Here is a 26,650-nt window from a genome sequence, read left to right on the forward strand (position 1 = left end):
GGAGATGAAAATCACAATTCGCGTCGAGATCACCACTGATTGGGATGAAACAGATACGTTCGAAATCTGCCAGCTCGAACGTCCCTATCGTCAACTTGAGCCGGAGAAGGTCGGGCTGTCGTTGGCCGAAGGAAAAGATTTGCTGCACAGGCTCCAGAAGGTTGTGGTCGCAGCGCAAGCTGAAGAGGTCTGCATGCTGCGACGCTTCTGTACCCGCTGTCACCGGTTCCTCGAACTCAAGGATTGGCGGCTCCGGAAGGTGGATACGGTCTTCGGCATCGCGCCCTTTCGCAGTGCCCGGATTGTCTGCTGTCCGTGCGAGACGCCGTTGCAGATGGAGTATCCGTACAGTCCGATGACGGAATTCATTCCGGAGCGGGCGACCGCGGAACTACTATCGCTTGAGGCCAGGCTTTCGGCACAGATGCCGTATCGGCAGGTCGTTACCATGATGCGCGAGTTCCTGCCTGCGCGGGCGACATTGAACCATGTGACCGTGCGAAACAGGGCGCTACGCGTCGGTGCGCGTATAGAAGCGGTTCAGCCAGTTGCATGTCGCGCCCCGAAGGAAGAGACGGAGTGGACCCTGACCATCGACGGAGGATTCGTTCGAGGGCGACGTACTGAATGTTCCAGCTTTGAGGTTTTAACGGGCCGCTTGAGCGCCAGCGGGCAGACGTCGCGCGTATTCGCGTTCGTGAGAAACAGGTTGCCGGATATCGTGGCCCGGCTCACCACCCTTGTGAAGACCACAACCGGAAGCGATCAACCGAAACTGTCGGTCATCACCGATGATGCCAATGGCCTGCAGTCAATTGCCGGTCGATTGCCGTTTTCTCCTACACCTGTCCTGGACTGGTTCCATATATCAATGAGGGTGAGGTATCTCGAGCAGATCATCAAGGGCATGCGTGCACGAACGGAAACGGAAAAGGCCGCCCGACGTGTGCTGATCTCCCGCGTCGACAAGCTGCGCTGGTGCTTCTGGCATGCCAAACTGGAGAAGGCGAAAGACCGGATGCAGGGCATCCTGCTCCTCTGTCGGGTGATCGTGGCTGAAACGCCGGGCGTTGTAGAAAGTCTGGCGCAGCTCGACTACCGGACTCGAGAGCTTGTTGAATACGTCGAAGCGAATGGCGGCTCAACGATCAACTACGGCGCACGACACCGCCTTGGCAAACCTGTCTCGACCGCCACGGCCGAGTCTGCAGTCAATCAGGTGCTCAATCAGCGCATGTGCAAGCGTCAACAAATGCGCTGGTCTCCGATCGGGGCTCATCTACTTGCCCAGGTCCGATGTGCTGTCATCAACGGTGACCTTGTTCAAAGACTTGCGAGATATGAGCCACCAAGGAAACCATTGTCGCGTGAAGCTGCCGAGTTTCTGGAGCAGCTCGGGTTGGCATCGCAGTTACAACCCCAAGGTTTTTAACGCTCCCGCAACCCAAGAGCTCGAGAAAGACATCGCCCCGTTTCCCGCGCCCTGGTATCCCTTCCTTGTGTGGACGATCCAGTGCCACTCCTTGCCGGCCGGGGTTTGGCGAAGCCGGGCATGCGTAGATGAATCTCAGACAGTTAGTTGCGCACATCGCGATGTGAAGCATTGAATATGTAGGACGGCAGCGATATGCTTCGCCCCTACTGGGGTCGTGAAGACAACGACGTATCGAAGGGAAACGAAACAATGCGACTGCGACGCATCACCGCACGACGTTCCGCCGTGCATGGCAAGGGACTGTTTGCGCTTCGGCCCATCGCCGCAGGCGAGCGGCTCATCGAGTACAAGGGTGAAGTGACCAGCTGGCGGCGTGCCGCCGCACGCCAGAGATCGGAGGCCGGCCATACGTTCGTGTTTGGTCTGTCTGACGGCCGCGTCATCGATGGCAGTCGAGACGGGAACAGCGCCCGCTTCCTGAACCATGCGTGCACACCCAACTGCGAGGCGATCGAGACGGGCAATCGCGTCTTCATCCACGCACTCACCGGCATCAGGCCTGGCGACGAACTTTTCATTGACTACAGCCTCGAGATCGACGGCGAGATGACCGAAGACATCCGCGCTCAGTACGCTTGTCATTGTGGCGATTCCGCCTGTCGTGGATCGATGCTTGGCAGTGAAACGACCGCGGAGTAAATGCGGCGTCGCTCATCCGCACATGGCTGCGTGGCGATAGCCAGCTTGCATGTCGGCAATACCGGTTGCATCGCCCCTGCACATCTCGTAGCGGTCCTCGGTGCCCTTTGCACTTCCAGCTGGTCCTTGTCGCTGGGCAGATACCGTCGGTTCTCGTCAATTGGCAACGGCCGGTATGGTACGTCGAGCAGCCGCTCGGAAACTTCACTCAATGACAAGACGTCGGCCATAGTAGCCCGCCGGTGCGACCATCGACCAGCGGCGGCTATAGCCAGCTTTGCAGCCGTCAGACCCAGGAACGGTTTGCACGGCAGTTTTGCTGCCGTTGGAAGGGAGCAAGCGACTCTGAGCAGCGAATTGCCGTTACCGATTGCGTGCGCTCACTGTGGGTTTGCGGATTCAATCCGTCAATGCCACATTGGTGTTTATCGACGCATCGGCACGCGCGGTCTCGTGCGTTCGTGGCAGTCCTTGTGGAGCTTCAGTCCCCGGCTGAGCGTACCATCACGTCGCCGACAACCACTCCTCTCAGCCCCTCCCGTAACGCCGTGACATTTTCAACGCCGTTCAGTTGCTCGAACTCCCGCTGCGCTTCCCGCCAGAGGGGCGCCGCTCTGTCGTGCAGGCGCCGTCCTTTTTCGGTAAGCTCAACGAGGCGGCTTCGGCCGTCTGTGGGCGACGGCCTGATCGTGACGAAGCCGTCGCGTTCAAGGAAGCCGACCATCTTTCCCATCGCCGTCCGTTCGATATCGAGTCGTTCGGCAAGGGCATTGACCGCTGCACTTCCCACCTCGTCCAATGCAGCCAGGGTGAGGAATTGCGTGATGCGCAGGCCCGCCGGCTCGAGATGACTATCGTAGAGGCGGGAAATCTGCCTGCTTGCCTTCCTCACTGCGAAGCAGTTGCATTGATCGATTCCAAGCGGCTGGTCGAACGGCAACATCTGGTTCCACTCCTTACGTCCTTTGATTGCCAGAACGCTACGCGCACGCGCGAAGGTACGGCGATCATTATCGACAAAAAACTGACGCCGAAGGCGCTGGCGTCAGTGTGATCTGCGCGCCTCGTCTCCAGCTCCGGAATCCAACTCTTGTGATCTGCAGCGTTCAAAGCCCCGCCGGCGGAGTGATGTAGCCGGGTACCTCAGCCGCAAGCGTGCTCTTCAGTATCGCTGTTCCCTTGTCGGCCATAATCTCGCTCTTGCCGGCGGTGAGTGCGTCATAGGTCTGTCGCACCACGTCCTCCGGGCTGGCTTTGGGTACATCAATGCCGTTGGTCAGGTCGGTATCCACGAACCCCACGTGCAGGCCGAGAACCTGAACGCCGCGCGCTTGCAGGTGAAAGCGAAGTTGATTCGTATAACTCCACGCTGCTGCCTTTGATGCAGCATAGGGTGCCAGATAGGGCCGCGGAAGCCAGACGATGTCGGAAAGCACGTTAATGATCGCCGCCTCCGGCCTGGCCACCAATATCGGCTCGAAGGCCTTTGTGACACGCACTACGCCGTAGTAGTTCGTATCGAACATGCGAGCCGATTGCGCTTCTACGTCATGCGCCAGAGGCCCGTCGATCAGAGCGGCAATGCCCGCGTTGTTAACCAGCAGGGTCGTGTCTGCCGCCAGTTCCGCGGCTGCGGCGATCGAGGCCGTATCAGTAACGTCGATCCTGACAGGCACCACGCCCGGCTCTTCAAAGCCGTTCGTGTTGCGCATACCCGCGTATACCTTCGCCGCCCCGCGCCGGCGCGCCTCGCGTGCAAAAGCCAGACCCAGGCCGCGATTGGCGCCGGTGATAAAGACAGTAGCGTTCTTGACATCCATGACATGTTCCTCTTTTAAAGCTGCGTGCCTCCGGTGAGGCAACATCCGCCGCGGATCCGCGGGCGCTCGGTTCAAAGAAAAAGGCTTTCAGGAAACTGCTTTGAAAGCGTCTCCCGCAGATGAGCGGCGAGAGTCAGCACGGCGCCAAGTGGACTCATCCGGACGCTCACGCGCGGCACCGATCCGTCGGCGTTGCGGTCGACTACAACGGTCGCGCTCAGGTTCTCGCCGTTGGTCAGGACGGCCTCGTACTCGAGAACGAGCCGCGAACCGTCCGTCTGGACAAACGTGGGCGTCTGCAAGGCGTAGAAGGTTCCGACGGCGTCGACGGCCACGCGGATTTCGTCCCGTCCGATGACGGGGCCGCGCAATACCGAGCTGATCAACTCCGCGTCAGCAGTCAGATCGTCCAGAAACGGATGACGCTCATCTTGAGTGGATGACATGTTCAAACCTCGACTCGTTTAGGGCCGCGCTCACGCGAATATGGCCCGGTGCTGCGCGACGAACTGCTGGACCGAGAGGGGCGGCTTTCCGGTAATTTTCTCGATGACGTCGTTGGTACCCGAGAAGACGCCGTCGCGGTAGTTCTGAGCGACCTCGACCAGATGCTGCGTGAGGAACGGCGGGAATTTGTAAAGGTTTTCCATCTTGATCCGGAACCCTTCGATGGAAGTCGGCGCGTATTCGATCCGTGCTCCGAGAACCTCGCTCATCGCTTCGGCGATCTCGGTATGGTCCATCTCGACGGGGCCATGGAGTGCGTAGGTCTTGCCCTCGTGGCCTTCGGGGTTAGCCAGGACATGAGCGATAACCCGCCCCTGATCATCAGCGGCGATGGGTGCGTGACGACCGTCGCCGAAGGGAAATTCAATCTTCTTCGTGGCCCAGATTTCCTTCGCAAAATGCGGATAGACGAGCCAGTCGGCAAAGAAGGTTGGACGCAGATGTGTAGTGGGAACGCCTGACCAATCAAAGACCCGCTCCGAAATCCAATGATCCTGGGCCGCGTGGCTTTTCGACCCCCGGCGCGCGGAAATCTGCGACATGTTGACGATCGCCGTGACGCCCGCTTCCTTCGCGGCCTGCGCGAAATAGGCGGCAGCCCCGATGATTCCTGGCGCGATCGGATGAAGAAAATAGGCCGATCGGATTCCTTCCATGGCTGCGCGGATGTCATTGATGTCGGTGAAGTCCCCGACGGCGATATCGACTCCGCGCTGCCTCAGGGCGGCTGCCCGATCGTCGTCTGTACGCACATATGCCCGCACGCGTCTGCCCATCTTGAGCAATTCGTCGATAGCGATACCTCCGGTCCGTCCGGTTGCACCGCTCACAAGTATTTCGGCCTGGTTCATAGCTTCGCTCCGTTTGAATGTAAGAGCATATGCTCTCTTGTGATCAAGATAGGAGCATGTGCTCTCACTGTCAAGATGTTTTTGTCCGCGCAGGATCCGGTACCGCGCACCTGGGAACGTGCTTCCGCCCAGTGTCCTGGCGGCTTCCGAATGTGAATCGGCCGTTGGAATGATGGCTTTGTGTGCCTTGCGACCGTCAGCTAGTGGCCGAACCCGGTCCGATGCTGGATGGGTGAAACGAGACTCCTTGCTCTGCCTGCGTCGGGCTCAGTTCGACCCAGGCTGTGTGGAAACCTGATGGAATTCCAATGCGATGCATGACTGCTGCCCCCCAGCGGCGCATTTGGCTGCCTTTGCGGTCATCACGGCGACGACGAGGAAGTGAGCCTCTGAGATGTCTTTTGGACGAGCTTTAGCGCTTTGTTTCAGGAACTACGGGTTGCTCAAACACCTACCTGCCGCATTGCCTTCATCGTCTTCTTGAAGCCCAGGATTCTTAGCACTCGAGCGAGATTGTAGGCGAGTACGTTCAAACTCATCTCGGTACCTACGTTGGGCAACCTGCGCATCAGGAAGTGCGTATAGCCCATCCAATGCTTGAACGTTCCGAAGACATGTTCGACGGTTCGCCTGCGCACTGTCATCGCGTCAGGTGTCTTGTCCAGCCGGCGTTGAACTGCTTCCAGCACTGACTCATGCTCCCATCGACTTATCCGTCGCTGGTCGCTCGGAGTGCACTTTGGCTTCATCGCGCATTGCGAACAGGCGCTACTCCAGTAACGATGTAGCTGTAATCCGTGTTCCTCGCTGGTGTAACGGTAAATTGCCCGTTCTCCAGCTGGGCATTGGTATTCGTCGTCCCGCGCAATGTAGATGAAGTCTGCCTTGTCGAATCGGCCATGGTGCTTCGCACCTGATGTTGTCGGCTTCGGTAGCATGACCGCAATCCCCGCATCGGCGCACTCCTTGATCTGAAGCCCACTGTAGTAGCCGCGATCGGCGACTGCCCGCAGTCTGGTCTTGCCCATCGCGTCGCGCGCAGCTCTTGCCATGGGGCTAAGCTGCGCCCGGTCGCTGCCAGAGTTTGTGACCTCGTGAGCGACAATAAGGTGGTGTTTTGCGTCTACTGCTACCTGTACGTTGTAGCCCACCATTCCTGAGCCTTTGCCGCTAGTCGCCATGGAGCGTGCATCAGGATCGGTCATCGAGAGCTGACCGTCCGGCTCAGTTTTGAGTTGCTCCTTGATCTGCTCGAGGTTTCGCATCTGTTCGCGCAAGCGCTCGATCTTGTCCTTCAGACGGGTCGTCTTTGCTTCCAGCTCTGCGGGTTGCGTGCGATCTGCGGTCTCCAGCGCATTCAGATACCGCTGGATGCTCTCCTCGATCTGCTTCTGGCGCTTTTCAACCTTCCCTTCGGTGAAATTGCGATCGCGTGTATTGACTGCCTTGAACTTGCTGCCGTCAATGGCGACCAGTGCTTGCGAGAACAGCTTCAGCTCACGGCACAGCATCACGAAACGGCGACACACGTTACGAATGCCAATGCCGTTGTCACGCCGAAAGTCAGCTATGGTCTTGAAATCCGGCGCCAACCGTCCCGTGAGCCACATCAATTCAACGTTGCGCTGGCATTCACGTTCCAGGCGGCGGCTCGACTGGACCCGATTCAGGTAGCCGTAGATATAGATCTTCAGCAGTACGCCCGGATGATAGGACGGGCGACCTGTAGTCGACGGCTTCGCGCCATCGAATCCTAGTGATGCAAGTTCAAGCTCTTCAACAAATGCCTCGATGATTCTGACCGGGTTGTCCTCTGCGACGAAGTCATCCAGGCACTCCGGAAGCAATGTCACCTGCTTGCGATCTTCACCTTCTATGAATCGCTTCATCCGGTCACCCATGCTGAATGAGTTAATCCAGTTTAGGTGATCAGCGTGTTTTCACACAAGCTCGACCCATTGCCGTCATTCGAGTCTTCGCGACGGCAACAGCCGTTTTCGAAGTCCAACGGCCATTCGCTCGTTCTCTCGCTCGCGGCAGAAAGGTTTGACGCAGCGGGCTACATAAGTACCCGGCGAAGTCGGCTTTAAAGGCCTGCGTCACGAAGGCGACGGTCGTATCCACTCAGTAATGGGCGAAGACTCCTCTTTCTTGAGTGGCGTCCGGAAAAGCCGAACGCAGAACAGGTTAATGCCGCCGATCAGAGCCGCTTCAGACGACCCGCGGCCGCGAGTGCTCGGCCGGTGACGAAGCGGGTAGGTGAAGATCAAGCTCACCGGCACACGCTATCAGCTGATCGGCGACCTGTCAGGGCTTTACGAACCGATAGGCGAAGCGATCGGTCTCGCCCTTGATCGAGGGATCGAACACCTTGATCGAGTGCGGATCGTCCTTGTTCGCGAGCGTGGTGCTTTCCGCGTCCAGTACGAAGCCGGCCGCCTCCACCTCCTTGCGAACGGACGCAGGCTCGATCCGATGCAGCGACTGGGCGTCGCTCGTGCCCAGCCCGACGCTGGCGGCGTGGTCCACGATGACGTAGTACCCTCCGGGCTTGAGCTGCTCGTAGACCACTCGATTGAAGTGGGCCGCCGTAGCGCCCCTGGCCTGCATCAGCGCTGTGTGGAGGTCGTGATAGAACAGATGCAGCCAGAGGACATCCGCTTGTTGCGTGACCTCCGGCATCGCGACGAGGTCCGCCGAGACGGCTTCCACGTTCTCTCGGCCCGGCTCCGTCGCAAGCGTCCGCATGCGGCCGACCGGATCGTTCTTGAAGTGGGCGACTTCGGCCGGTACGAAGCTGAAGACCCGTCCTGCGGGTCCCACGATGTCGGAGAAGAGACGGGTCCAGTCGCCGTCGCCTGGGTAAACGTCGATGACGGTGGAGCCCGCATCGACTCGTGCGAACCGGATCAACTCGGATAGCTTGGATTGGTCGTACATAGGGATCTCCTTTGCGGTTGGGCATTCGACGAGCGCGCGGCATGCGAGGGGGCGATCCACGGCTGATCCACCGGCTACCCCGACCCGATGGCCGCAGATGGCCAGCGCTACGCCAGCCCGGACGTGTCCATCTGTGAGGCCCGCGCCAGTGCTTGCGTGTCGATGTACTCCCGGATGCTCGTAAGTCTGCCGTCACGGACCGTGATGGCGAAGATCCAGTCGTCCTCGAACGTCTTGTTCGTGGCTTTGATCATCCCCCTGGCGAAGCCGACGACCAGGACCCTGTCTCCTTGCGCTATGAACTCCCGGGGTTCCATGGACGTTTCTATCGACCTGGATGCGGTCTCAAGCAAATCCGCCAGCCCCGCGTGTCCGTGGCGCGTTCCGGCCAATGGCCAGTCCTCGCCCGGGATGATCCACTCGATGTCTTCGGCGACCAGCGCCAGCAGACCCTTCCTGTCGCCGCGGCCGATCGCGGCGAAGAAGTCCTTCACGGTCTGGACGTTCTTATCGGTACTCATAGGAATTTCTCAATTTCTCTCGGATCGGATCGCGCGCGAAGTGTCTCCAATATCGGTCACCCCGATCAGCTTGTGATTGACGAACTCCTTTAGGCCCAGGCCGACCAGCTCGCGCCCGTAGCCGGATCGGCGCACGCCGCCGAACGGCAGGTCGGCCTTCACCGCGGTCGGATGGTTGACGTCGACCATGCCGGTGGAAGTCTTCTTGGCCACCTCGATGCCATGCGGGATGTCCTGGGTGAACACTGAGCCGCCCAGGTTGAACGGCTAATCGTTGGCGATGCGGATCGCGTCGGTCTCATCCTTGGCACGGATGACCTGCGACACCGGGCCGAAGAACTCCCAGTAGCGCGCCGGGATGTCGTCGGTCACGTCGGTCAAACGCCTTAGCAAGAGCCTCGCCGATATTGCCGAATCCTACAATTGCATAGCTCGTAATGTTTCCCCGACCTTGTGTTAAAACTAAAGTGTGAGAAACGTGGTCCCACGACTGGCGGGGCTTGTGGGCCAGCCACGGGAGCGCGCCGGGGTCAGACCTGCGCCATGCCTCCATCGACGGCGAGATCCACACCGGTGATGTAAGAACTTTCATCGGAGGCGAGGAACGCGACTGCTGCCGCGATTTCCTCGGGCATGCCTCTTCGGCCCATTGGGATCTGCGTGGTGAACTGTGCGACTGCCTGCTCGGCCTGTTCAGCGGTAAGGCCCGTCGTCGTCGCCAGGGCCGGGGTGTCGATTGCTCCGGGACTCATAGCATTCACGCGGATCTTGCGGTCTTTCAATTCCATAGTCCAGCCGCGCGCGAAGTTGCGTACAGCCGCCTTACTCGCGGCGTAAGCAGTAAATCCTGGAAGCCCGAGGACGTTTGAGACCGAAGAGTTCAAGATAATCGAACCGCCATCTTTGAAGAGGGGAAGGGCCTTCTGCACCGTAAAGAACATTCCCTTCACGTTCACGTCGAAGGTCTGGTCAAAATGGGCCTCAGTGGCTACCGCGAGCGGTGCGATTGTCCCTGCGCCCGCGTTCGCGAAGAGGACGTCGATGTGACCATGTTTCTCTTTCACGAAGGCATAGAGCCGGTCCAGATCTTCCAAACGCGACACGTCGCCCACGACCGTCGTAACGTTTCGCTTGATTGAGGCGGCGGCCTCCTTCAGCTCTTTCTCTCGTCGCCCAGTGATCACAACGTGCGCACCTTCTTCCACGAAGCGCCTGGCTGTGGCCAAGCCAATCCCGCTGCTTCCGCCCGTGATGACTGCAACCTTACCTTCTAATCTTTTCACAATCTTTCACCTTTCGTTTGTGGTGTAAGGCAGCGCCGCTGTTCCCATTGGCACAAAGGCGCTGTATCATTTGGATCACCGATCCAGATTCTGATTCATAGCATCCGGATCAGTGATCCAACTATATGGATCAGTGATCCACATGTCAAGGCAATCCATGCGAGCCGACGCAAAAAAAAATTACAGCCACATCCTCACCGTCGCCCGTGAAGTCGTCACCGAGCATGGTGCCGATGCGTCGATGCGCGATATCGCCCGTCGGGCTGATGTAGGATTGGCCACGCTACTTCGTCACTTCCCGTCGCGAGAAGCCTTGTTTGAAGCGCTGCTGTGTACGAATCTGGACGCGCTAACGCAGAAGGCGGGTGAACTCGAGGCGTCGAATTCACCCGAAGAAGCACTCGTGTCCTGGTTTCGCGAATGGATGGCATTCGCCCAAGGCTATAGGGGCGTTGTAGCCCTGATGGCGGCGGCCCACACGAACCCGGACTCCGCTCTTTATGCTTCATGCGCAGCGGTGCACTCGGCGAGCGCGCGACTCCTGCTTCGTGCTCAGGTCGAAGGTACGGCACGCACCGATATGAATGGGGACGACCTGTTCGGCCTGATGGCGGCGCTCGGCTGGCTCGTCGACCTGCCCTCGTTCGCGCCGCGCGCGGATCATCTCGTTCACATTATTACGGGCGCCATCCTGACCCATCCGCCAGGCAAGGGTGCCAGGAAGGCAAGGCCTTGAGTCGGATCGGCCCCGGATGGTCGCCGGGGGTCAGTCAAACTTGACCAAGTCCTTCAAGATCAGCTGACCCCAACTGTTTCCGCGCGCCCGGACCAGCAGCCCGCCTTCCGAAAGCCCGCCGAGTTTGATCGGCGAGAAACCGAGATTTTCCGCAAGCGCACCTATCTCCGCGAATGCCGATACAGGCCCGGTGAAGAAGCGATAGGCCGCCTGCGGCCTGCCGGACAGCGTACGCCACAGCCATGTGCGCAAGATTGACCTCTTTGCAGATGTGCGTCGTGTCGATGCCCTCATGGCCGGCCAACAATGCGATGACACTGATCTAGACGTCAACCTGCAACAGATGGGTCGCCATCGCGTGCCGTTATATCGTATCGTTGGGCAGGTTGAGCAGAGGTTTGCTGCTTGGCGGCAGGTTTGCAATGTTTGTCATCGGTTGCTCACTGCTTGCCACTAACGATGGGAATCGCCGGCCATGTATTTTCCGATGACATGTTTTTCCGCGTCCCCCGCAGGCACCTCGTAGACAATGCGTCCGCCGCTCATCACGACGATGCGGTCGACGAGTCGGAGCAGCTCGTCGAGGTCTTCCGATATCAGCAAGACCCCCGCCCCCACATTGCGGGCTTCGAGTATCCGATTGTGCGTTTCCTCGCAGGCCAGGAAATCCAGGCCGAACGTGGGATTGGAAGCGATCAGGACCCGGACGTCCTGCGTCAGCTCGCGCCCGAGCACCGCGCGTTGCACGTTCCCGCCCGATAGCGTGTTCATCCGGACGTCCAGCCCGCTTGCCTTGACCTTGAATTGCTTCACCAGGCGGTCGGCCTGGGCATGGATCGCCCTGCGATTCAGAAAGAATCCCTTGCGGAACGGCGGCCGATCGAAATTCCGCAAAGCGAGGTTCTCGGCCAGAGTCATGCTTGCCACGCAGGCGTTCTTCAACGGCTCTTGCGGGAGCCCATAAACACCAAGCGCCGCAATCTCCTTGCGCGATCCGCGGAATCGCGTCGTGCCGACGCGAACTGCCCCGTGACTGTTGCGCTGGCCCATCAGGGCTTCCACCATTTCGGTCTGTCCGTTGCCCGATACCCCCGCTACGCCGACGATCTCGCCTTTGTTCACGTGGAGATCGATACCCTTCACCACGTCGAGGCCAATGTCTCCCTTGACCGTGAGGTTTTCGATGGTAAGGATCTGCTCGTGAGCACAAACCGGCCGGGCCCTGCGTTCTTGCTCCTGTGCCAGAGGGCTTCCGATCATGGCTTCCGCCATCTCGCCGTTCGACAGATCGCGCACGGCGCCACGGTGCACCGCAGCCCCCTTTCGCAAGATCGTGACGTCGTCGGTATATCTGCGCACCTCGTCGAATTTGTGCGTGATCAAGATTGCGCTGAGCACGCCCGTAGACGCCAGTTCGCGAACATGACCGAGGACCTGCTCTGCCTCGTCGGGAGTCAGGACGGATGTCGGCTCGTCGAGAATGAGCAGGCGCCGGCCGAGATATAGCTGTTTGATCAACTCCGCTTTCTGCTTTTCCCCCGCCGACAACTGCGAAGTGCGGACATCGAGATCGATCGAAAACGGCAAACCGTGCGTAATCGATCTCAGGCGTTCCATTTCACGGCGCCAGTTAATCAGTCCAGGCAGCTTTGCCGCGCTTGCGACCAGGTTCTCCGCAATGGTCATCGACGGCACCAGCGTGAAGTGCTGATAGACCATGCCGATACCCAGCGCATCCGCCTCTTTCGGCGATGCGATCTGTTTCGCTTCGCCGTCGACGGCAATCGCGCCTTCGTCGGGTTGATAAAACCCGACCAGGCATTTGACGAGCGTGCTTTTCCCCGCGCCGTTTTCCCCCAGCAACGCGTGAACGGTGCCGGCCTTGACCGATAGGGAAACATGATCCAGCGCGGTCACCGCGCCGAAGCGCCTGGTCATGTCCGTGATATCGAGCCTGAGTGCGCTCATGCCAAACTCCTGGTTGGTTCGCCGATCGAGAAGTGCCGTTTTTAACGATGGAGGTTGAGCTCGCCGGGCGCATCCGCAGATGGCGCTGCGCGCGAAGTGGATGCGATCATGATCGCCAGCGTCAACACGTAAGGCGCCGCATTGAACAGATAGTAGTAGCCGGTGATGCCCATGCCCTGCAGCGCGGGGCCGATTGCGCCGGCGCCCCCGAACAGAAGCGAGGCGCCCAGGGCGCGCAGCGAGCGCCAGCGCGCGAAGATGACGAGAGCGACGGCCATGATGCCCTGCCCGCTTGACAGGCCTTCGCTCCAGCTCCCGGGATAGGACAGCGAAAGAAAGCTGCCGCCGATCCCGGCAAGAAAGCCGCCCGTCACCGTGGCGAGGGTTCGCGTGCGAAGCACCGGAAATCCTAGCGCTTTCGCCGCGTCTTCGCTGTCACCGATGGTGCGCAGCATCAGCCCCCATCCCGTACGGTTCAGAAACACGTAGATGGCGAACGCCAATGCGATCCCGACCAGAAACAGCACGTTGACGTCGAGGGCCGCGCGCAGTTGCGGAACGTGCGACCAGAAGCCGAGATCGATCGACGGCAGCGAAGGCGCTTTCGGCTCGATATACGGCTTGCCGAGGTAGAACGCGAGGCCGGTGCCCAGTACCATGAGACTGATGCCGATCGCGGTATCGTTCACCCGCTTCACGCTGCACAGCAGGCCGTGCAAGGCGCCCAGGAACATGCCGGCGAGTCCCGCGGCAAAGACGCCGAGCCACGGCGATCCGCTCAGATAGGAGACGGCATAGCCGGCCATCGCCCCCAGAACGAGGTTGCCCTCCAGCCCGAGATTGATACGGCCGGATTTCTCGGTGATGCATTCGCCGAGGCTGACGAAAATGAAGGGCGTCGACACGCGGATCGCCCCGCCCAGGATGGCCAGCGGTAGCGCCACCCAACCGATTGAAGTCACGCTCATCATCCCCTCCGGTCTGGTTGCGCATAGGTTTGCGAAAGTGCGTCGGCCACCAGTACGCATACGAAGATCAAGCCCTGAAACACGAGAATCGTGGCGTCGGGAAGGTCGAGCCGGCGCTGCAGCAAGCTTCCGCTCGCCTGTAGGCCACCGATGAGGCAGGCGACCGGCACGATGGCGAGCGGGTTTTGCCGGGCGAGAAAGGCGACCAGAATGCCACTGTTGCCGTATCCCACGATCAACGATGAATTCGCGGTGCCTTGCACGGCAGCCACCTCGATCGCACCCGCGAGACCCGCCATGCCACCGGCGATCGCAGCAATGCCGACGACCCAGCAATTCACCGATAGCCCGATCATCCTGGCGACCTTGGGGCTTCCGCCCACCACGCGAAGCGCAAAGCCGACGAACGTATGCTTCAGGACGAAATACGCGAGAACGGCAAGCGCGACGCTCACGAGCAATCCGGCATGCACGTTCAGGCCCGGGATGGCCGGCAACATGTAGCTCGGGTCGATCGGGTGCGTCGACGGTTTGTCCAGGCTCGCCGGATCGCGGAGCGCACCTTCTGTAAGGTGATGGAAGATCGCAATGCCAATGTACGAAAGCAGCAGGCTCGAGATGGTTTCGTTGAGGCCCCGGTACTGCCTGAGGAAGCCGGCAATGCCGAACCACAATGCGCCGGTCGCGATACCCGCTCCGAGCATGACCGCTTGCATCATCCACGGCGATGCGCCGGCGAACGGCAGCGTCACGACGGCACCGGCCAGCCCGCCGAGCACGAGCGCCCCTTCTCCGCCAATCATCACCATCCCGGCCTGCGCCGGCAACCCAACCGCGAGGCCAACCAGGATCAGAGGCGATGCGCGAACGAGCGTGTCCTGCCAGGCGAACGCACTGCCGAAGCCGCCTGCAAAAATCAGCTGGAAGACGTCGACAGGATTGGTTCCGCTCGACGCGACGAAGAGCGAGAACAACGCGGACGCCACGAGTACGGCAATGGCGGGAAAGGCAATGCCAGCATGCATGCGCCCGGGCCGCGCGATCGTCGCGGCGGATTTCACCATAACGGTCTGATTCATCCTAGCTCCTAGACTTCGCCGATCACGCCGTCGACGAGATAGTGGATCGCGTCGAGCGCGCGATCACTGTCGCGATAGACCGTGCCGGCCGGAATCACGACATTGCCTTTGTTGTCCGACAAAGGCCCGGAGTAGATCACGCGGCTGCCGGATACCAGTTCGGCATGCACGCTGGCCACGGCGTCACGAACCTTTTGCGGCACCGCGCTGCCGAACGCGGTATTGCGGACGAACTTCTCGGCAAGGCCGCCGCGGAGATAGTGAACCGGCTTCTGTCCCGCCTGAACGCCTTTCACGTATTCCATGTATGGCACGATCCAGTTCCACTCCGCGCCGGTCAGGAAGCCCTTGGGCGCGACGTCGGCCTGGCTCGAGTGATACCCGATGGACATCACGCCGCGCTTCTCCGCGGTCTCGACCACGACCTTGGGACTGTCGACGTTGCATGCGATGACATCGACGCCCTGGTCGGCCAGCGAATTCGCGGATTCGGCTTCCCGCACGGGAAGCACCCAATCGCCGGTGAAGATCACGCGAACCTTGATGCCCGGATCGACCGACCGGGCGCCCAGGGCAAATGCGTCAATGCTGCGAATCAGATTCGGCGTCGGCTTGGCTGCCACGACGCCGAGCTTCTTCGACTTCGTCATGTGGCCCGCCGTAACGCCCGCGAGATATTGGGCGGCGAAGATGTATCCGTAGAAGGTGCCCGCGTTGTCCGGCATGCCTGGCGCCCAGACACCGCCCGTGTGCGCAAACGTGACGTCCGGGTATTTCCTGGCCATCTCGAGCACATGAGGCTTGAAGTAGCCGAACGACGTCGCAATGATCAGCCTGGCGCCGTCCTGGACGATCATCCCTTCCATGGTGCGCTGTGCAGCGATCGTCTCCGGAACGCGCTCCTCCTCCACGACCTTGATCCCGGAGATTTTTTTCAGCTCTGCGGCAGCCAATGCGTGCGACTGGTTATATCCGTAGTCCTGCCTGGAGCCGGAATACAGAATCCCGACCGTAAGGGGTCCGGCAGCCGCCGTCGCGAGGTCGCTCATTAGCGTGGACGATGCGGCAGCGCCCGATGCGGCGAGCAGCTTGAGAAATGTGCGTCGGTCAAATGCGGTCATGGCTGTCTCCGTGAACAAACGATGCAAACGTAAGAGGGCACAATTCAGCTGGAAAGAACTGAGGTGTTCAGTCCGGGGGCATGGCAGCGAACGAGATCGCGTTCCAGCTCGCGCGCCTGGGCGCCAGAGAGGGGCTGGACAGGCGCGCGGACAGGTCCGCCGGCGAGGCCGATCAATTCACACCAGTGCTTGAGCGCGGCGTTCGGCATGTGGCCGGAGATGAGCGGGTCCATGACCCATTTGTTGAAGACGCTTCGCAACGGCGACAGCGCTTCATGCTCGTGCATGACCTCGCCAGCGTCGAGTCCTGCGTCCAGCTTCGCGACGTAGTCGGCGATCGGACGGTAGCCAGGCACTTGATAGAGATAGGGCTCGGGGTCGGCGTAGAGGATGCGTTGCCCGTGGTCCAGACGATTGCGGAGGTAGTGCTCTTCGAGCGGGTCGGAGACCACGACGCCGTTCCGCGCTGCCGCCCGGAGCTGCAAGTTCTCACGGTAAGCGGTCGACTTCAGCATCGTGACCTGCGGTATTTCGCATACCTTGGCGAATGACGCGGGGGAAAGGGCCGTGCCCGCCGCCGTCGCCGCATTGAAAAGCACGATCGGCATATCCAGGCGCTCGCAGATCAGCCTGAAGTACGCGAGCTGCTGTTCATCGGAACGCGGTCCCGAGGTGGGAACCATCAATACCGCGTGATCCACTCCCGACGCCTTTGCATGCCGGCCGAGATCCACCGTCTCGTTCACCGACGCAGCCGTAATAACGACCGCCACCCCCAATCGATCGCATCCTTCATTGCAGAGAATCTCGACGATCCGCTTGCGCTCCTCGAGGCTTAGCGCCCAGACCTCCCCCATCAGGCCATTGCAGAAAACGCCACGCAATCCGAGCTCGACGTAGCGCCGAGCGTTGTGACGCAAGCCGGCTTCATCAAGCTCGAGCGATGACTGAAAGGGCGTATGGATCGCGGCCCACAGCGGGGTCGGCGCGGCGCCCGGAAGGAATGAATTCACGCGTTTCTCCAGTCACAAGCTATGGTCATGATCATCATAACTATCATGATAAATAGGATGAACTGGATCGTATATACTCAAATTCCGGGAGTCAAGAGACAGCGGGATTATCCGGATATCCCCTTTTTACCCATAAAAATCAATGGAGTAGGCCAATTGGAAGCGCGCACGACACGGGTATACCCGACGGTTCAATTGAAGCAGCAGGTGAAGCGGGCCGACATGGTCACCGAGGACATCAAGCGGCTGATCACACAGCGCAATTTGAAGCCCGGCGACAAGCTGCCTAACGAGCGGGACCTGCAGGAACTGTTTTTAGTGAGCAAGAGCACCACGCGGGAAGCGCTCAAGTCATTGGAAGTGCAAGGGCTGATCACTGTCAGCCCAGGGCCAGGAGGCGGAGCGACCATTCGTGAAGTCCCGCTGGACAGGACGCTGCAGCTGGTGCAGAACTACTTGTTCTTCAAGGACATCAGCATGAAGGACATTTACAACGCGCGCCGCTTGCTCGAGCCGGAGCTCGCGGCGGGCGCCGTGCCGTTCATCACGGACGAGCAGCTGGATGCCCTCGAAGCGAACATCGAGGCCTGTGCGCCGGCAGCGAAGGAAACAGCCAGTCTCGTGCGGCAGCGGCAGGCGGATCTGGACTTCCACGACATTCTCGCCATGGCCAACCCCGACCCATTTCTCCGCTTCATCTGCCAGATGATCAACGAGCTGCTTCGACGACTGGTCGTTTTCAGCTCCGACACACCTATCGACGAGCATGAGAAGTTCGGCGCTGCCAATGTCCATTGCCACTCCGAAATACTGGCGGCGATCAGAACGCGGGACGCGCAAAGAGTCCGCGAGCTGATGCGCGAACATATGGATGAAGCGGCGGGCTTCGTCGCCCGGCTGAATGGCCGCTTGGACGGCCGTCTCTTTCTCGACTCTGAGATGGCCGGTACCCCGTCGAGAATGCCGCCGAGGCGAAACAGCGCTGATTCGTAGCCAGGCTACAGCGCACTCAATGCAACGGGAAGTCCAGCAGACTTTTCAGACGACATCGAACGTAGCCAACTCTGAGGCGCTTTTCCGAGACGCAGGCTGCCCTATCCCGAAGATAGCGTTGCGGGGTGCTGCCAACGTGGGCCGAAACCGGCGTGCGAAGGAAGCTGAGCTCCAGGCTGTACGGGCAGCACAGTCGGCTAATGCCTCAGCGTGCAGCACCCGTCGTCTTTTTCGTGGACACTTTCCGCTTCATCCGCTCGCCCAGTTGCGCCATATCCGGCATGTCGACGCCCAGCAGCGTATAGACGTAACTGATGTGTTCCCGCGCGAAATGGTCGTCGAGTGGGCCATTTCCAACCAGCAGACGCATGTAGACCGGCGCGTACAGGAGTTCGCTTAGCGTCTCGATGTTCGGCGGCACGCGTATTTTCGCCGCACCTCGCCACTCCTCAAGCATTTCACGGACAAGCGCCCGACGTCCATAGTGAAACCGCTCGCGAAATTCGCGCAACACGGCGGGATCGGCCTGCCCCTCAGCGATGATTTGTGCGACGATCCTGCCGGACCATCCGGCATATTCGTGAATCAGCGAAATCAGATGCGCCGCGATAGCGTCGCCGGGCGGCAAATCGTGCGGCATCGGCGTCTTGACGAGGTGGTGTTCGATGAACGCATCGATCACGACGAGGGCTTTCGAATCCCACCAGCGGTAGATCGTCGCCTTCCCTACCCCTGCCTCCTTGGCGATCGCTTCGATGGAGATCGACTGAATCGTGCGGGTCTCAAGCAGGCGAACCGTCGCAGCAAGAATCTGCGTGCGCGTTTCCTCGCTGCGTGGCCGGCCGACGCCTCGTGCCGCGGATGGTGCTGTAACGGGAAGCTGAGCGTTTGTCTTCATTGGCGTAACGGAGAGTCGGCTGGCAGTATCGCGTTGATGTGTCGCGCCACCCTGGACAACCGGGCGAACGCGTTGCGGCGAGTGCGACACGCGCAGCACGGAATTATAAGACACATCGTATCTTAATTGCTTGCCGAATTCAGAGAATGCCAACGCACGGCGTTCCCGCCGGAATGACAACGTCTGCGCTATGCGAAGCCCTCAAAGCCCGCCGAGCGCTACGTACTTGATTTCAAGGTAGTCGTCGGCACCATATTTCGAGCCTTCGCGACCCAGACCTGAGGTTTTGACCCCGCCGAACGGTGCTACCTCTGTCGAGATCAACCCCTCATTGACACCAACCATGCCGAACTCCAGTTGATCGACAACACGGAAGATTCGGCCCACATCACGCGCGAACACATAGGAAGCCAGACCGAAAGGCGTATCGTTTGCGAGAGAGACCGCTTCTTCTTCCGTCTCGAACCGGAACAACGGTGCAATGGGACCGAACGTCTCCTCGTGGAAGATCTGGGCATCGGCGGGAACGTCGGCGAGCACAGTGGGCTCGAAGAAGAAGCCGCCCAGTGAGTGCCGCTTGCCACCCGTAAGCACACGAGCACCTTTGGAAAGCGCATCGGAGATATGCTCTTCCATTTTCTGGACGGCGTCTTCATTGATAAGCGGTCCCTGTACCACGCCCGCCTCCATACCGTTGCCAACCTTCAGCGCGGCGGATGCGTCGGCCAGTTTCCGAGCGAACGCGTCGTAGACGCCCGACTGCACCAGTATGCGATTGGCCGCGACGCAAGCCTGCCCGGCGTTGCGGTACTTCGCGGCAAGCGCACCCTTTACGGCAGCGTCCAGGTCGGCGTCGTCGAATACGATGAGTGGTGCATTGCCTCCCAGTTCCATGCTGGTCTTCTTGATGGTGGGTGCGCATTGCGCCAGCAGTTGCGCTCCGACCTCGGTCGAACCAGTAAACGACAGCTTGCGCACCACGGTGCTCGATGTGAGCTCGCCACCAATCGTGCGAGCCGAACCGGTGACGACGTTGCAGACGCCCGGCGGCAAACCGGCGCGCTCTACAAGCACGGCCAGCGCCAAGGCAGACAGCGGCGTCTGGCTCGCCGGCTTGATGACACCGGCACAACCGACGGCCCAGCCCGGGCCGGCCTTGCGGGTGATCATGGCAGAGGGAAAATTCCACGGCGTGATGGCCGCAAACACCCCGATCGGCCCCTTCTGCACGAGGATGCGACGGCCGTCGGCGTTCTGCGGGATGATGTCGCCATAGACCCGTTTCGCTTCCTCCGAAAACCACTCGATGAAGCCCGCCGCGTACAGGATTTCGCCACGCGATTCGACCAGTGGCTTGCCCTGCTCTGCCGTCATGATCACAGCGAGGTCATCGATGTTCGCCAGCATCAGGTCATACAGCGTGCGCAACACCTTGGCGCGTTCTTTCGGCAAAGTCTTGCGCCAGCCCTGCATTGCCCGTTCGGCCGCGGCGATCGCGCGCCGGGTCTCGTCTGCGCCGCCGTTGGGTACCCGCGCCACCAATTCGCCCGTGGCAGGATTGCGCACTTCCAGAGTCTGGCCGCTATCAGCCTGCACCCATTCGCCATCAATCAGCATCGCCTGACGGAGCAGGCCCGGATCTGTCAGCGGGAGCGTGATAAGTTCACTCATATCGGTTCGCCTCACACGGGGTTGCGGCCGACAAAGAAGGCCTCGTCGGGGTCGCTGGTCGGATTGAGGCCCGCGGCTTCCAGGCCCTTGCGCAGGACGGTCATGTCACGCAGGTACACGCGTTGGGTCGGATGCGGTATGGGGCCGCCGTTGTAGCCTTGCAGCCAGCCCTGGTACTTCCAGAGCATGCGGTTGAGCAGTCCGTTGGCCGCAATCGGCAGGCTCGCGAAGGCCTTGCGCGCGGGATCCATCTTGTACCAGAACTGGGTCGCCTGATCGTATTCGCCCGCTCGGATCAGCTTGTGAATCTGCGGCAGTAGCGGGCCGTAGTAGGCCGAATAGTTGGTGCCGCAAAACGGGATGTCCATAACCTGCGCGAGCGGCACGTATTCGTATTCGAGCGGCGAAGAAATAACGACTTCCTTGTGGAATTCGCGGTGCACCTCGATTGCGGACATGATGTATGGCAGGCCGCCCTCGGCCTTGATCGCGACGACATTGGGAATCTCGTCAACCATCCGGCGCAGCACCGGCAGCGGAATGTCGGCCGGATGCAGTCGGGAGAAGCCCCATGCCGGCAACGGGAAGACGATCACGCCTAGATTCGTCGCGTCGCAGATTGCCTTCGTGTATTCGAACACCTCGTCATAGGACTTGGGATAGAAATACGGCGGATAGCTGAGCAGCACGAGGTCGGCGCCGCCCGCTTCCGCCAGCCTTACCGCCTCGATGTTGTCTTCGAGCGTATTGAAGACGGCGTGATGCACGATCACGAGGCGGCCTGCCGCCTGGTCGGCCACGATGCCGCAGAACTCGCCATACTGCTCCTGCGTGATGGCCACTTCCGAACATGAGAGGGAGCCGACGAAGCCGTGCTGGATGGCTAGCTCAACATCGTGGCGCACTGCCTTTTCGTTGATACGCCTGAAGTCCGACGTCATCGTCGGAATGGTCACGTTGGCGACGCCAACGAGATGCTCACGCGCCCATTCGCGGGCTTCCTTTTTTGTGTAACGGGCCATGCCATGCTCCTTTGGTCTGTGTCGGGGTTCAATGCCGCGCCCATTAGCGCTTGGTTTCGAATTCGATCGGCAGCGTCGTGGCTAGTCCCGCCTCGATTGCCTTGTCGAGTATGAGGCCGGCGACCACGATGTCCTGCAGGCCTCCGCCAACCGATTTGTACATCCGTGTCCTCGCGTCCTTCAGTCGCTCTTCGAGCGCACCCGTCATCAGATCGGCCAGACTGAATGACTTGTCGTGAAATACGACGCCCGCTTTGTGAGCAGCGAGCATGTCGCCCGTCTCCTCCAACACTTCCTCCAGCATGTCGCACACGATGATGTCGCTTCGGTCGACGACCGAGACGTCGATCTCACGTTGCTCAGGAATCGTCGAACCGATTGACACGACGGTCGCGCCGGGCTTGAGCCAGTCGCCGAAGAGGATCGGCTGTTCGTCGCGGGAGCGGGCTGCCGCAAGCACGAGATCGGCCGCTTCCACCGCTTCCTGTGCCGATGCAACATCACGGGCGGGAACGCCCAGGTCGCGCGTTACGACGTCCGCGAACGCGGCCCGGCGCTCGCGCGTCGGGCTGAAAACGATGACCTCAGTCAGATCCCGCACGCTGGCGATGGCCCGCGTATGCATCGAAGCTTCAAGGCCGCTACCCAGTACGGCCAGACGTGCCGCTTTCGCGGGCGCCAGGCGGTCGAGCGCGGCTGCCGAGGTGGCTGCCGTCCGGAAGCCGGTGACAAGGTTGCCGTCGACAAACGCGGCGATGCGGCTGGTTTCTCGGTCGAACAGCACGATCACGTATTCGACGCCAGGCACGGCGGAGCCCATCGCCATTCCCATGATCTTGGCGCCATAGTAGCGGCCGCCCACCGGCACGGCCGGCAGCGTGCGCAACCAGGTCTTGCCGGCGACGGCCACGGTTCGCGGCGGGGTGGACTTAGGCGGAATCGGACGGGCATAGGCCGACTGCAGCGCGCGTATGGCATCCGTCCAGTCAAAGACGGCCTTGGCGGCCTCGCTGGAGACGAACACGGGAGCAAACGAGGTGGTGGTCATGGGCAAGAGTAGAGAGCGATTTGAAGGGGCTGGCCGCCGGCAGGAGGCGTGAATGCGTTTCTTCGTATCCGATGCACGGCCGTGGATCAGGGTTGGCAGGTCACCTCGGTCGCAATCCACACACGGAGCATGTCCGACAGCGCATGCCTGCGGCACCCGGTCTTTGCCACATAAGTGCGAGGCCGAAAAGTGACTGCCTCGCGCCGGACGCCGGAATGTGAATGGGTGCAGCGCCCGCTGCGTTCAGAAGGGCTGGGCGAGCACGCCATATCCCTCGAACAGAAGCTCGACGGCATGCCGCCCGTCGGCGTGTGGATCCTGCTCTGTCTGGCAGATGGCCAGTGAAATGTCGAACACGCGCTTCACACGCTCGTAGCGACGCTGCCCATATGCGACAAGTGCATCGTCGATACTCGCCCGCTGGCTCAGTTCTTCGGTGAGCACGACCGCGTCTTCAATCGCCATGCCGCCGCCCGACGTCAACTGCGGCGTGACAGAGTGCGCGGCATCCCCCACCAATACGACTCGCCCCCGATGCCACGGCTGCGGCATGAACAGAATATCGAACGGGCGGTAACTGATGTAGCGTGTGCCATCGCAACGCGCGATTACCGCCAGAAGATCCGGAGCGGAGAACCCTTCGAGACGCTCCCTGAACATCTCGCCCAGCCTGTCTTGCGGCATATGCGCATGGACCTTGGCATTCTCGAGAAAAAAGTAGTAGCAAAGCTTGTCCGATAACGGAAGGCCGCCCACCGCGCGGCCGTCCCTGTGCTTGTACAGCACCAGGCCGTCAAACTCCGGAGGGCGCTCAACGGTAAAACGCCACGCACCTTGTCCCGCGTAGGTCGGCTGATACTCACTACCGAATACCCTGGAACGCGTCTTTGAATACGTTCCATCGGCGGCGACCAGCAGGTCGCAGCGCCCGGTTTCGCCCGTCGACAGTCGATATGAAACACCGCTGCTGTCCTGCTCGAGATCTTCGACGGTTGTGCGATAGTCGATCCGGGCACCGCTCGCGAGCGCATGCCCTTCGAGCACCTCAGCCAGCTTCGGCCGCATGATGCCTATCGCGCCGGGGGCGTCCGGCCTGAAGGTACGCGGTGGACGCCGCTCGTTCACGATCTCGCCTGCATCGTTGCGCACACTGACCGTGTCCCATCCGGATCCCGCCGCCATGCAACAATCGGCGAGCCCCACGCGATCCAGTGCGCGCAACGCGTTGCCAAGCAGGGAAATGCCGGTTCCCTGCTGATCCGTCCGGTGACCGCTCTCCACGACCCTCACGTCCATACCGGCATGCGCGAGTCCGTGGGCGAGCGTCATGCCACCGATCCCTCCGCCGACGACAAGCACCTTGTGCTGCGAAGCCATGACTGTGTCTCCTTGAAATTGTTCTAGCCGCATCAACTCACATGAACGGAGCGCGCTCCTCGGGCCACCACAATCCGGACTGCGGCTGGCCCATCCGGTTGCGGAGGATGCCGACCCCGCCCACTTCGAGTTCCACCACATCGCCGGGCTGAAGCCTGCGATCGAGTTCGAGCGCGGAGCCCCCGCCCATCGTGCCCGAGCCGATCACATCGCCGGGCTCCAGCACTTCGCCAAGGCTCGCCCATGCGATCAGTTCGTCGACGCTCCAGAGCTTGTTCGCACTTGTGCCTTTGCCCCACGTCTCGCCGTTCACGCGCACTTCCATTGAAATTGCGTCGAGATCGGCGAATTCGTCGATCGTCGTGATCCACGGACCCACCCCATACGCAAAGTCCTTGCATTTGGTCGGCCCCATCTGGATCGGCATTTCGATCGACTGGCGATCGCGGGCACTGAAGTCGTTGAACACCGTGATACCGAAGAGATAGGGACGCGCCTCTTCCGGTTTCAGATTACCGCCGCGCCGACCGATGATGTATCCGAGTTCGAGCTCGTAATCCATATGCCCGATGTAACCCGGCCACGGCACTTCCGCATCATGGCCGATCACCGTGTGGGGTGTGCCCTTGAAATAGCCCGGCACCTTCAGCAGGCTCTCATGCGGCTTGTGCCCGATCTTCTCGTGAAAGCCCTTGATGTGTCCGATGAACGTCAACCCGTCGCGGACAACGGACGGATCGGTTGCCGGGAGCCACTTCACTTCTCCAATCGGCACGGACGCCTCATCGGGGCGCTCGCTCTCCGCGCGGCGAGCCGCGTCGAGAAACCGCTCGCCCAGACCAATCGCCGCCGACATGCTGCCGGGAAAGAGCGCCTCCGATAACCGGCGCGCCGACTCTCCCGTCGCTCCCTGCTTCTCCAGCGCCAGCACGGACGCGCGCTTCAGATCGATGACGCGCCCCTCTTCAGGCAATACCAGCACCAGACGGGCGACATCCCCATCCGGACCGTTCACAGCGATGCGACCCAGCTTCATTGTTCGGCTCCAGTTTCTGTGATGCGGCGGCGATACCGGCCTCCCCGGTCCAACCACACGCACCCTCGTTAGCGACCGGTTCATTATATATACGATACGGCACGTATCGTAAGCGAGGGTTTTTCCTCATGTTGAAATCTCGCTCGGAAACCCGAACGCCTCTTGCGTTATCCGAGGCAAGCGGAATATTATGATCCGAACCGTATCGTATTAACCGAGATCACATTCCCTCTTTCAACAGGACGCTTAAAGTGAGAATCCTTGGACCTGACACACTCGTTTTCGGCGTCGACGACGTCGCAAGCTGCGCGACGTTTCTCGCCGACTATGGGCTAACACCACAAGGCGATGGCGCATTCAAAGCCCTCGACGGGACGGGCGTCGTCATTCGCCACAAGGATGACCCGGCATTGCCGAAGTGGACGCTGCCGACGGCCAATCAGCTGCGCAAGACAATCTATGGAGTGGAAGACAAAGCGGCACTCGACGAAATCGCGCACGAGCTGGGCAAGGACCGGGATGTCAAATTCCTGGCGGACGGCTCCATCGAAGCGACCGACGACATGGGATTCGTCCTCGGATTTCAGGTATCCGTGCGCCGAACGCCAACACTTCCTGCAGAGCAGGTCAACGCCCCGGGCGATGCGCACCGCGGCCTGAACGTTACGGGTTCGCCGGCAAATCGCGACGAACCGCCGCCGCTTCCCCGGACGCTTTCGCACGTCGTCTACTTCGTGCCCGACACGGACAAGGCCGAGGCGTTCTACGTGAACCGGCTGGGGTTCCGGGTCAACGACCGTTTCACTGGAATGGGCCCGTTCCTCCGCCCGCGGGGCACCCTCGATCACCACACGCTGTTCTTCATCAAGACCCCGCCGGCCATGCAGGGTTGCGACCACTTCACGTTCCACATGGGCGGTCCGTCGGAGGTGCTGAGAGCAGGCTACGCGTTCGCGGCGAAGGGCTATGAATCGTTCTGGGGACCGGGGCGTCACCGGTTCGGTTCGAACTGGTTCTGGTATTTCAATAGCCCGATGGGCTGCCATATCGAATACGACGCGGACATGGATCAGCTCGATGACTCCTGGGTTCCCCGTGTTGCCCCCGCCATCGCCGAGAACTCACAGGAATTCCTCTTCCAGTGGCGCGAGACGTGGGCGCCGGGAGGTCCGCCCACAGCACAATCCCGAAAGCAATCCTGAACGCGAATCGCCATGCCAGACTCCGGCACCGTTCAGTGGATCCGCCTGTGCGAGTTGCACGCGCTTTCGCAGACTGGCGCACGAGGATTCGACTTGCAGGGACGCGGCGTCGACGACCTCTTTATCGTGCGCAGGCGCGAGCTCCTGCGCGGCTATATCAATTCGTGTCCGCATTGGCCCGGGGCTCCCCTGCCCTGGCGAAAGCATGCCTATCTCGACCAGGATGCGAATCACATTGTTTGCCACGGCCACGGCGCGAAATTCACGCTTCATGACGGCCTGTGCATATCAGGACCCTGCGCGGGCCAGTATCTCGAGGCTGTCACCTTGAGGGTTGAAGAAGGCAGACACGTCAGCGCGCGCTTCCCGATGCCGCGTTGACGAAATAATCGGCACGCAAAGAGAAGCATGTTCATAGAACAATAACTTCGCACTGCCAATCACAAACTTACAAATACAGGA

Annotated in this window: 24 protein-coding genes and 3 pseudogenes; 6 read left to right on the top strand and 21 right to left on the bottom strand. The window is 60.7% G+C overall.

Annotated elements, in window-relative coordinates; translation table 11 throughout:
• Positions 1-4 precede the first annotated feature (4 nt).
• Together C2L65_RS44225 and C2L65_RS44230 are read left to right on the top strand one after the other, a co-directional pair.
• A pseudogene (locus C2L65_RS44225) lies at positions 5-1,439 on the top strand (ISKra4 family transposase); the annotation flags it as partial.
• Between the two features lie 245 nt (positions 1,440-1,684).
• Positions 1,685-2,134, top strand: coding sequence for an SET domain-containing protein (locus C2L65_RS44230; protein WP_042315711.1), 450 nt, complete (start codon positions 1,685-1,687; stop codon positions 2,132-2,134).
• Between the two features lie 481 nt (positions 2,135-2,615).
• On the opposite strand, the gene C2L65_RS44235 is transcribed toward C2L65_RS44230, so the two are convergent.
• From C2L65_RS44235 to C2L65_RS44275, 9 genes and pseudogenes are all read right to left on the bottom strand, one after another.
• The gene (locus C2L65_RS44235; RefSeq protein WP_042315709.1) at positions 2,616-3,077 is read right to left on the bottom strand and encodes a MarR family winged helix-turn-helix transcriptional regulator; all 462 of its coding nucleotides are present in this window, start codon (positions 3,075-3,077) and stop codon (positions 2,616-2,618) included.
• A 163-nt stretch (positions 3,078-3,240) separates the two neighbouring features.
• Positions 3,241-3,954, bottom strand: a complete 714-nt coding sequence (locus C2L65_RS44240; RefSeq protein WP_042315708.1) for an SDR family oxidoreductase — start codon at positions 3,952-3,954, stop codon at positions 3,241-3,243.
• A 71-nt stretch (positions 3,955-4,025) separates the two neighbouring features.
• Positions 4,026-4,400: a hypothetical protein gene (locus C2L65_RS44245; protein WP_042315706.1), complete on the bottom strand. Its 375-nt coding sequence runs from the start codon at positions 4,398-4,400 to the stop codon at positions 4,026-4,028.
• 30 nt (positions 4,401-4,430) lie between these two features.
• Positions 4,431-5,312: an NmrA family NAD(P)-binding protein gene (locus tag C2L65_RS44250; RefSeq protein WP_042315705.1), complete on the bottom strand. Its 882-nt coding sequence runs from the start codon at positions 5,310-5,312 to the stop codon at positions 4,431-4,433.
• A gap of 443 nt (positions 5,313-5,755) precedes the next feature.
• Complete coding sequence (locus tag C2L65_RS44255) at positions 5,756-7,201, bottom strand: IS1182 family transposase (RefSeq protein WP_042317376.1); 1,446 nt, start codon at positions 7,199-7,201, stop codon at positions 5,756-5,758.
• Positions 7,202-7,619: 418 nt separating this feature from the next.
• A complete protein-coding gene (locus C2L65_RS44260; protein ID WP_042315586.1) occupies positions 7,620-8,252 on the bottom strand; it encodes a class I SAM-dependent methyltransferase in 633 nt (210 codons plus the stop codon).
• 107 nt (positions 8,253-8,359) lie between these two features.
• Positions 8,360-8,773, bottom strand: coding sequence for a nuclear transport factor 2 family protein (locus tag C2L65_RS44265; protein WP_042315585.1), 414 nt, complete (start codon positions 8,771-8,773; stop codon positions 8,360-8,362).
• A 9-nt stretch (positions 8,774-8,782) separates the two neighbouring features.
• Positions 8,783-9,145: pseudogene (locus C2L65_RS44270) on the bottom strand (aldehyde dehydrogenase family protein).
• 158 nt (positions 9,146-9,303) lie between these two features.
• Positions 9,304-10,056 (bottom strand): SDR family NAD(P)-dependent oxidoreductase, encoded by a 753-nt coding sequence (locus C2L65_RS44275; RefSeq protein ID WP_042315581.1) that lies wholly within the window; start codon positions 10,054-10,056, stop codon positions 9,304-9,306.
• Between the two features lie 157 nt (positions 10,057-10,213).
• On the opposite strand from C2L65_RS44275, the gene C2L65_RS44280 reads away from it, so the two are divergent.
• Complete coding sequence (locus C2L65_RS44280) at positions 10,214-10,792, top strand: TetR/AcrR family transcriptional regulator (RefSeq protein ID WP_042315595.1); 579 nt, start codon at positions 10,214-10,216, stop codon at positions 10,790-10,792.
• A 30-nt stretch (positions 10,793-10,822) separates the two neighbouring features.
• On the opposite strand, the pseudogene C2L65_RS44285 reads toward C2L65_RS44280, so the two are convergent.
• The 6 genes and pseudogenes from C2L65_RS44285 to C2L65_RS44310 form a co-directional block, all read right to left on the bottom strand.
• A pseudogene (locus C2L65_RS44285) lies at positions 10,823-10,969 on the bottom strand (NADP oxidoreductase coenzyme); the annotation flags it as partial.
• 276 nt (positions 10,970-11,245) lie between these two features.
• Entirely contained in the window at positions 11,246-12,760 is a 1,515-nt protein-coding gene (locus C2L65_RS44290; RefSeq protein ID WP_042315578.1) for an ABC transporter ATP-binding protein, read from the bottom strand.
• A gap of 41 nt (positions 12,761-12,801) precedes the next feature.
• Positions 12,802-13,728, bottom strand: coding sequence for an ABC transporter permease (locus tag C2L65_RS44295; protein ID WP_042315593.1), 927 nt, complete (start codon positions 13,726-13,728; stop codon positions 12,802-12,804).
• Complete coding sequence (locus tag C2L65_RS44300; protein ID WP_103254694.1) at positions 13,728-14,807, bottom strand: ABC transporter permease; 1,080 nt, start codon at positions 14,805-14,807, stop codon at positions 13,728-13,730. The genes C2L65_RS44295 and C2L65_RS44300 overlap by 1 nt, the downstream gene beginning before the upstream one ends.
• A gap of 8 nt (positions 14,808-14,815) precedes the next feature.
• Positions 14,816-15,856 carry a BMP family ABC transporter substrate-binding protein gene (locus C2L65_RS44305; RefSeq protein WP_427910223.1) on the bottom strand — a complete coding sequence of 347 codons (1,041 nt, stop codon included), beginning with the start codon at positions 15,854-15,856 and terminating at the stop codon, positions 14,816-14,818.
• Positions 15,857-15,972: 116 nt separating this feature from the next.
• On the bottom strand, positions 15,973-16,941 hold the full coding sequence (locus C2L65_RS44310; RefSeq protein ID WP_042315576.1) for a dihydrodipicolinate synthase family protein: 969 nt from the start codon (positions 16,939-16,941) through the stop codon (positions 15,973-15,975).
• A 222-nt stretch (positions 16,942-17,163) separates the two neighbouring features.
• Between C2L65_RS44310 and C2L65_RS44315 the strand changes: the two genes are divergently transcribed.
• Positions 17,164-17,934 carry a FadR/GntR family transcriptional regulator gene (locus C2L65_RS44315; RefSeq protein ID WP_233446781.1) on the top strand — a complete coding sequence of 257 codons (771 nt, stop codon included), beginning with the start codon at positions 17,164-17,166 and terminating at the stop codon, positions 17,932-17,934.
• Between the two features lie 205 nt (positions 17,935-18,139).
• Here C2L65_RS44315 and C2L65_RS44320 read toward each other — a convergent pair whose 3' ends face one another.
• The 6 genes from C2L65_RS44320 to C2L65_RS44345 all read right to left on the bottom strand — a co-directional run bounded on the left by C2L65_RS44320 (position 18,140) and on the right by C2L65_RS44345 (position 24,986).
• Positions 18,140-18,832: a TetR/AcrR family transcriptional regulator gene (locus tag C2L65_RS44320; protein ID WP_042315575.1), complete on the bottom strand. Its 693-nt coding sequence runs from the start codon at positions 18,830-18,832 to the stop codon at positions 18,140-18,142.
• 201 nt (positions 18,833-19,033) lie between these two features.
• Positions 19,034-20,503 carry an NAD-dependent succinate-semialdehyde dehydrogenase gene (locus C2L65_RS44325; protein WP_042315574.1) on the bottom strand — a complete coding sequence of 490 codons (1,470 nt, stop codon included), beginning with the start codon at positions 20,501-20,503 and terminating at the stop codon, positions 19,034-19,036.
• 11 nt (positions 20,504-20,514) lie between these two features.
• Positions 20,515-21,525, bottom strand: coding sequence for a dihydrodipicolinate synthase family protein (locus tag C2L65_RS44330; RefSeq protein ID WP_042315572.1), 1,011 nt, complete (start codon positions 21,523-21,525; stop codon positions 20,515-20,517).
• Between the two features lie 43 nt (positions 21,526-21,568).
• Positions 21,569-22,573 carry an ornithine cyclodeaminase family protein gene (locus C2L65_RS44335; protein WP_042315570.1) on the bottom strand — a complete coding sequence of 335 codons (1,005 nt, stop codon included), beginning with the start codon at positions 22,571-22,573 and terminating at the stop codon, positions 21,569-21,571.
• A gap of 243 nt (positions 22,574-22,816) precedes the next feature.
• Positions 22,817-23,950: an FAD-dependent monooxygenase gene (locus tag C2L65_RS44340; protein WP_042315569.1), complete on the bottom strand. Its 1,134-nt coding sequence runs from the start codon at positions 23,948-23,950 to the stop codon at positions 22,817-22,819.
• 37 nt (positions 23,951-23,987) lie between these two features.
• Positions 23,988-24,986 (bottom strand): fumarylacetoacetate hydrolase family protein, encoded by a 999-nt coding sequence (locus C2L65_RS44345; protein ID WP_042315567.1) that lies wholly within the window; start codon positions 24,984-24,986, stop codon positions 23,988-23,990.
• A 251-nt stretch (positions 24,987-25,237) separates the two neighbouring features.
• Here C2L65_RS44345 and C2L65_RS44350 point away from each other — a divergent pair, with 251 nt between their 5' ends.
• A complete protein-coding gene (locus C2L65_RS44350; protein WP_042315566.1) occupies positions 25,238-26,188 on the top strand; it encodes a VOC family protein in 951 nt (316 codons plus the stop codon).
• A 12-nt stretch (positions 26,189-26,200) separates the two neighbouring features.
• Positions 26,201-26,569 (top strand): Rieske (2Fe-2S) protein, encoded by a 369-nt coding sequence (locus tag C2L65_RS44355; RefSeq protein WP_042315564.1) that lies wholly within the window; start codon positions 26,201-26,203, stop codon positions 26,567-26,569.
• Positions 26,570-26,650: the final 81 nt, after the last annotated feature.

Source organism: Paraburkholderia terrae (assembly GCF_002902925.1).
Taxonomy (GTDB): Bacteria; Pseudomonadota; Gammaproteobacteria; order Burkholderiales; family Burkholderiaceae; genus Paraburkholderia; species Paraburkholderia terrae.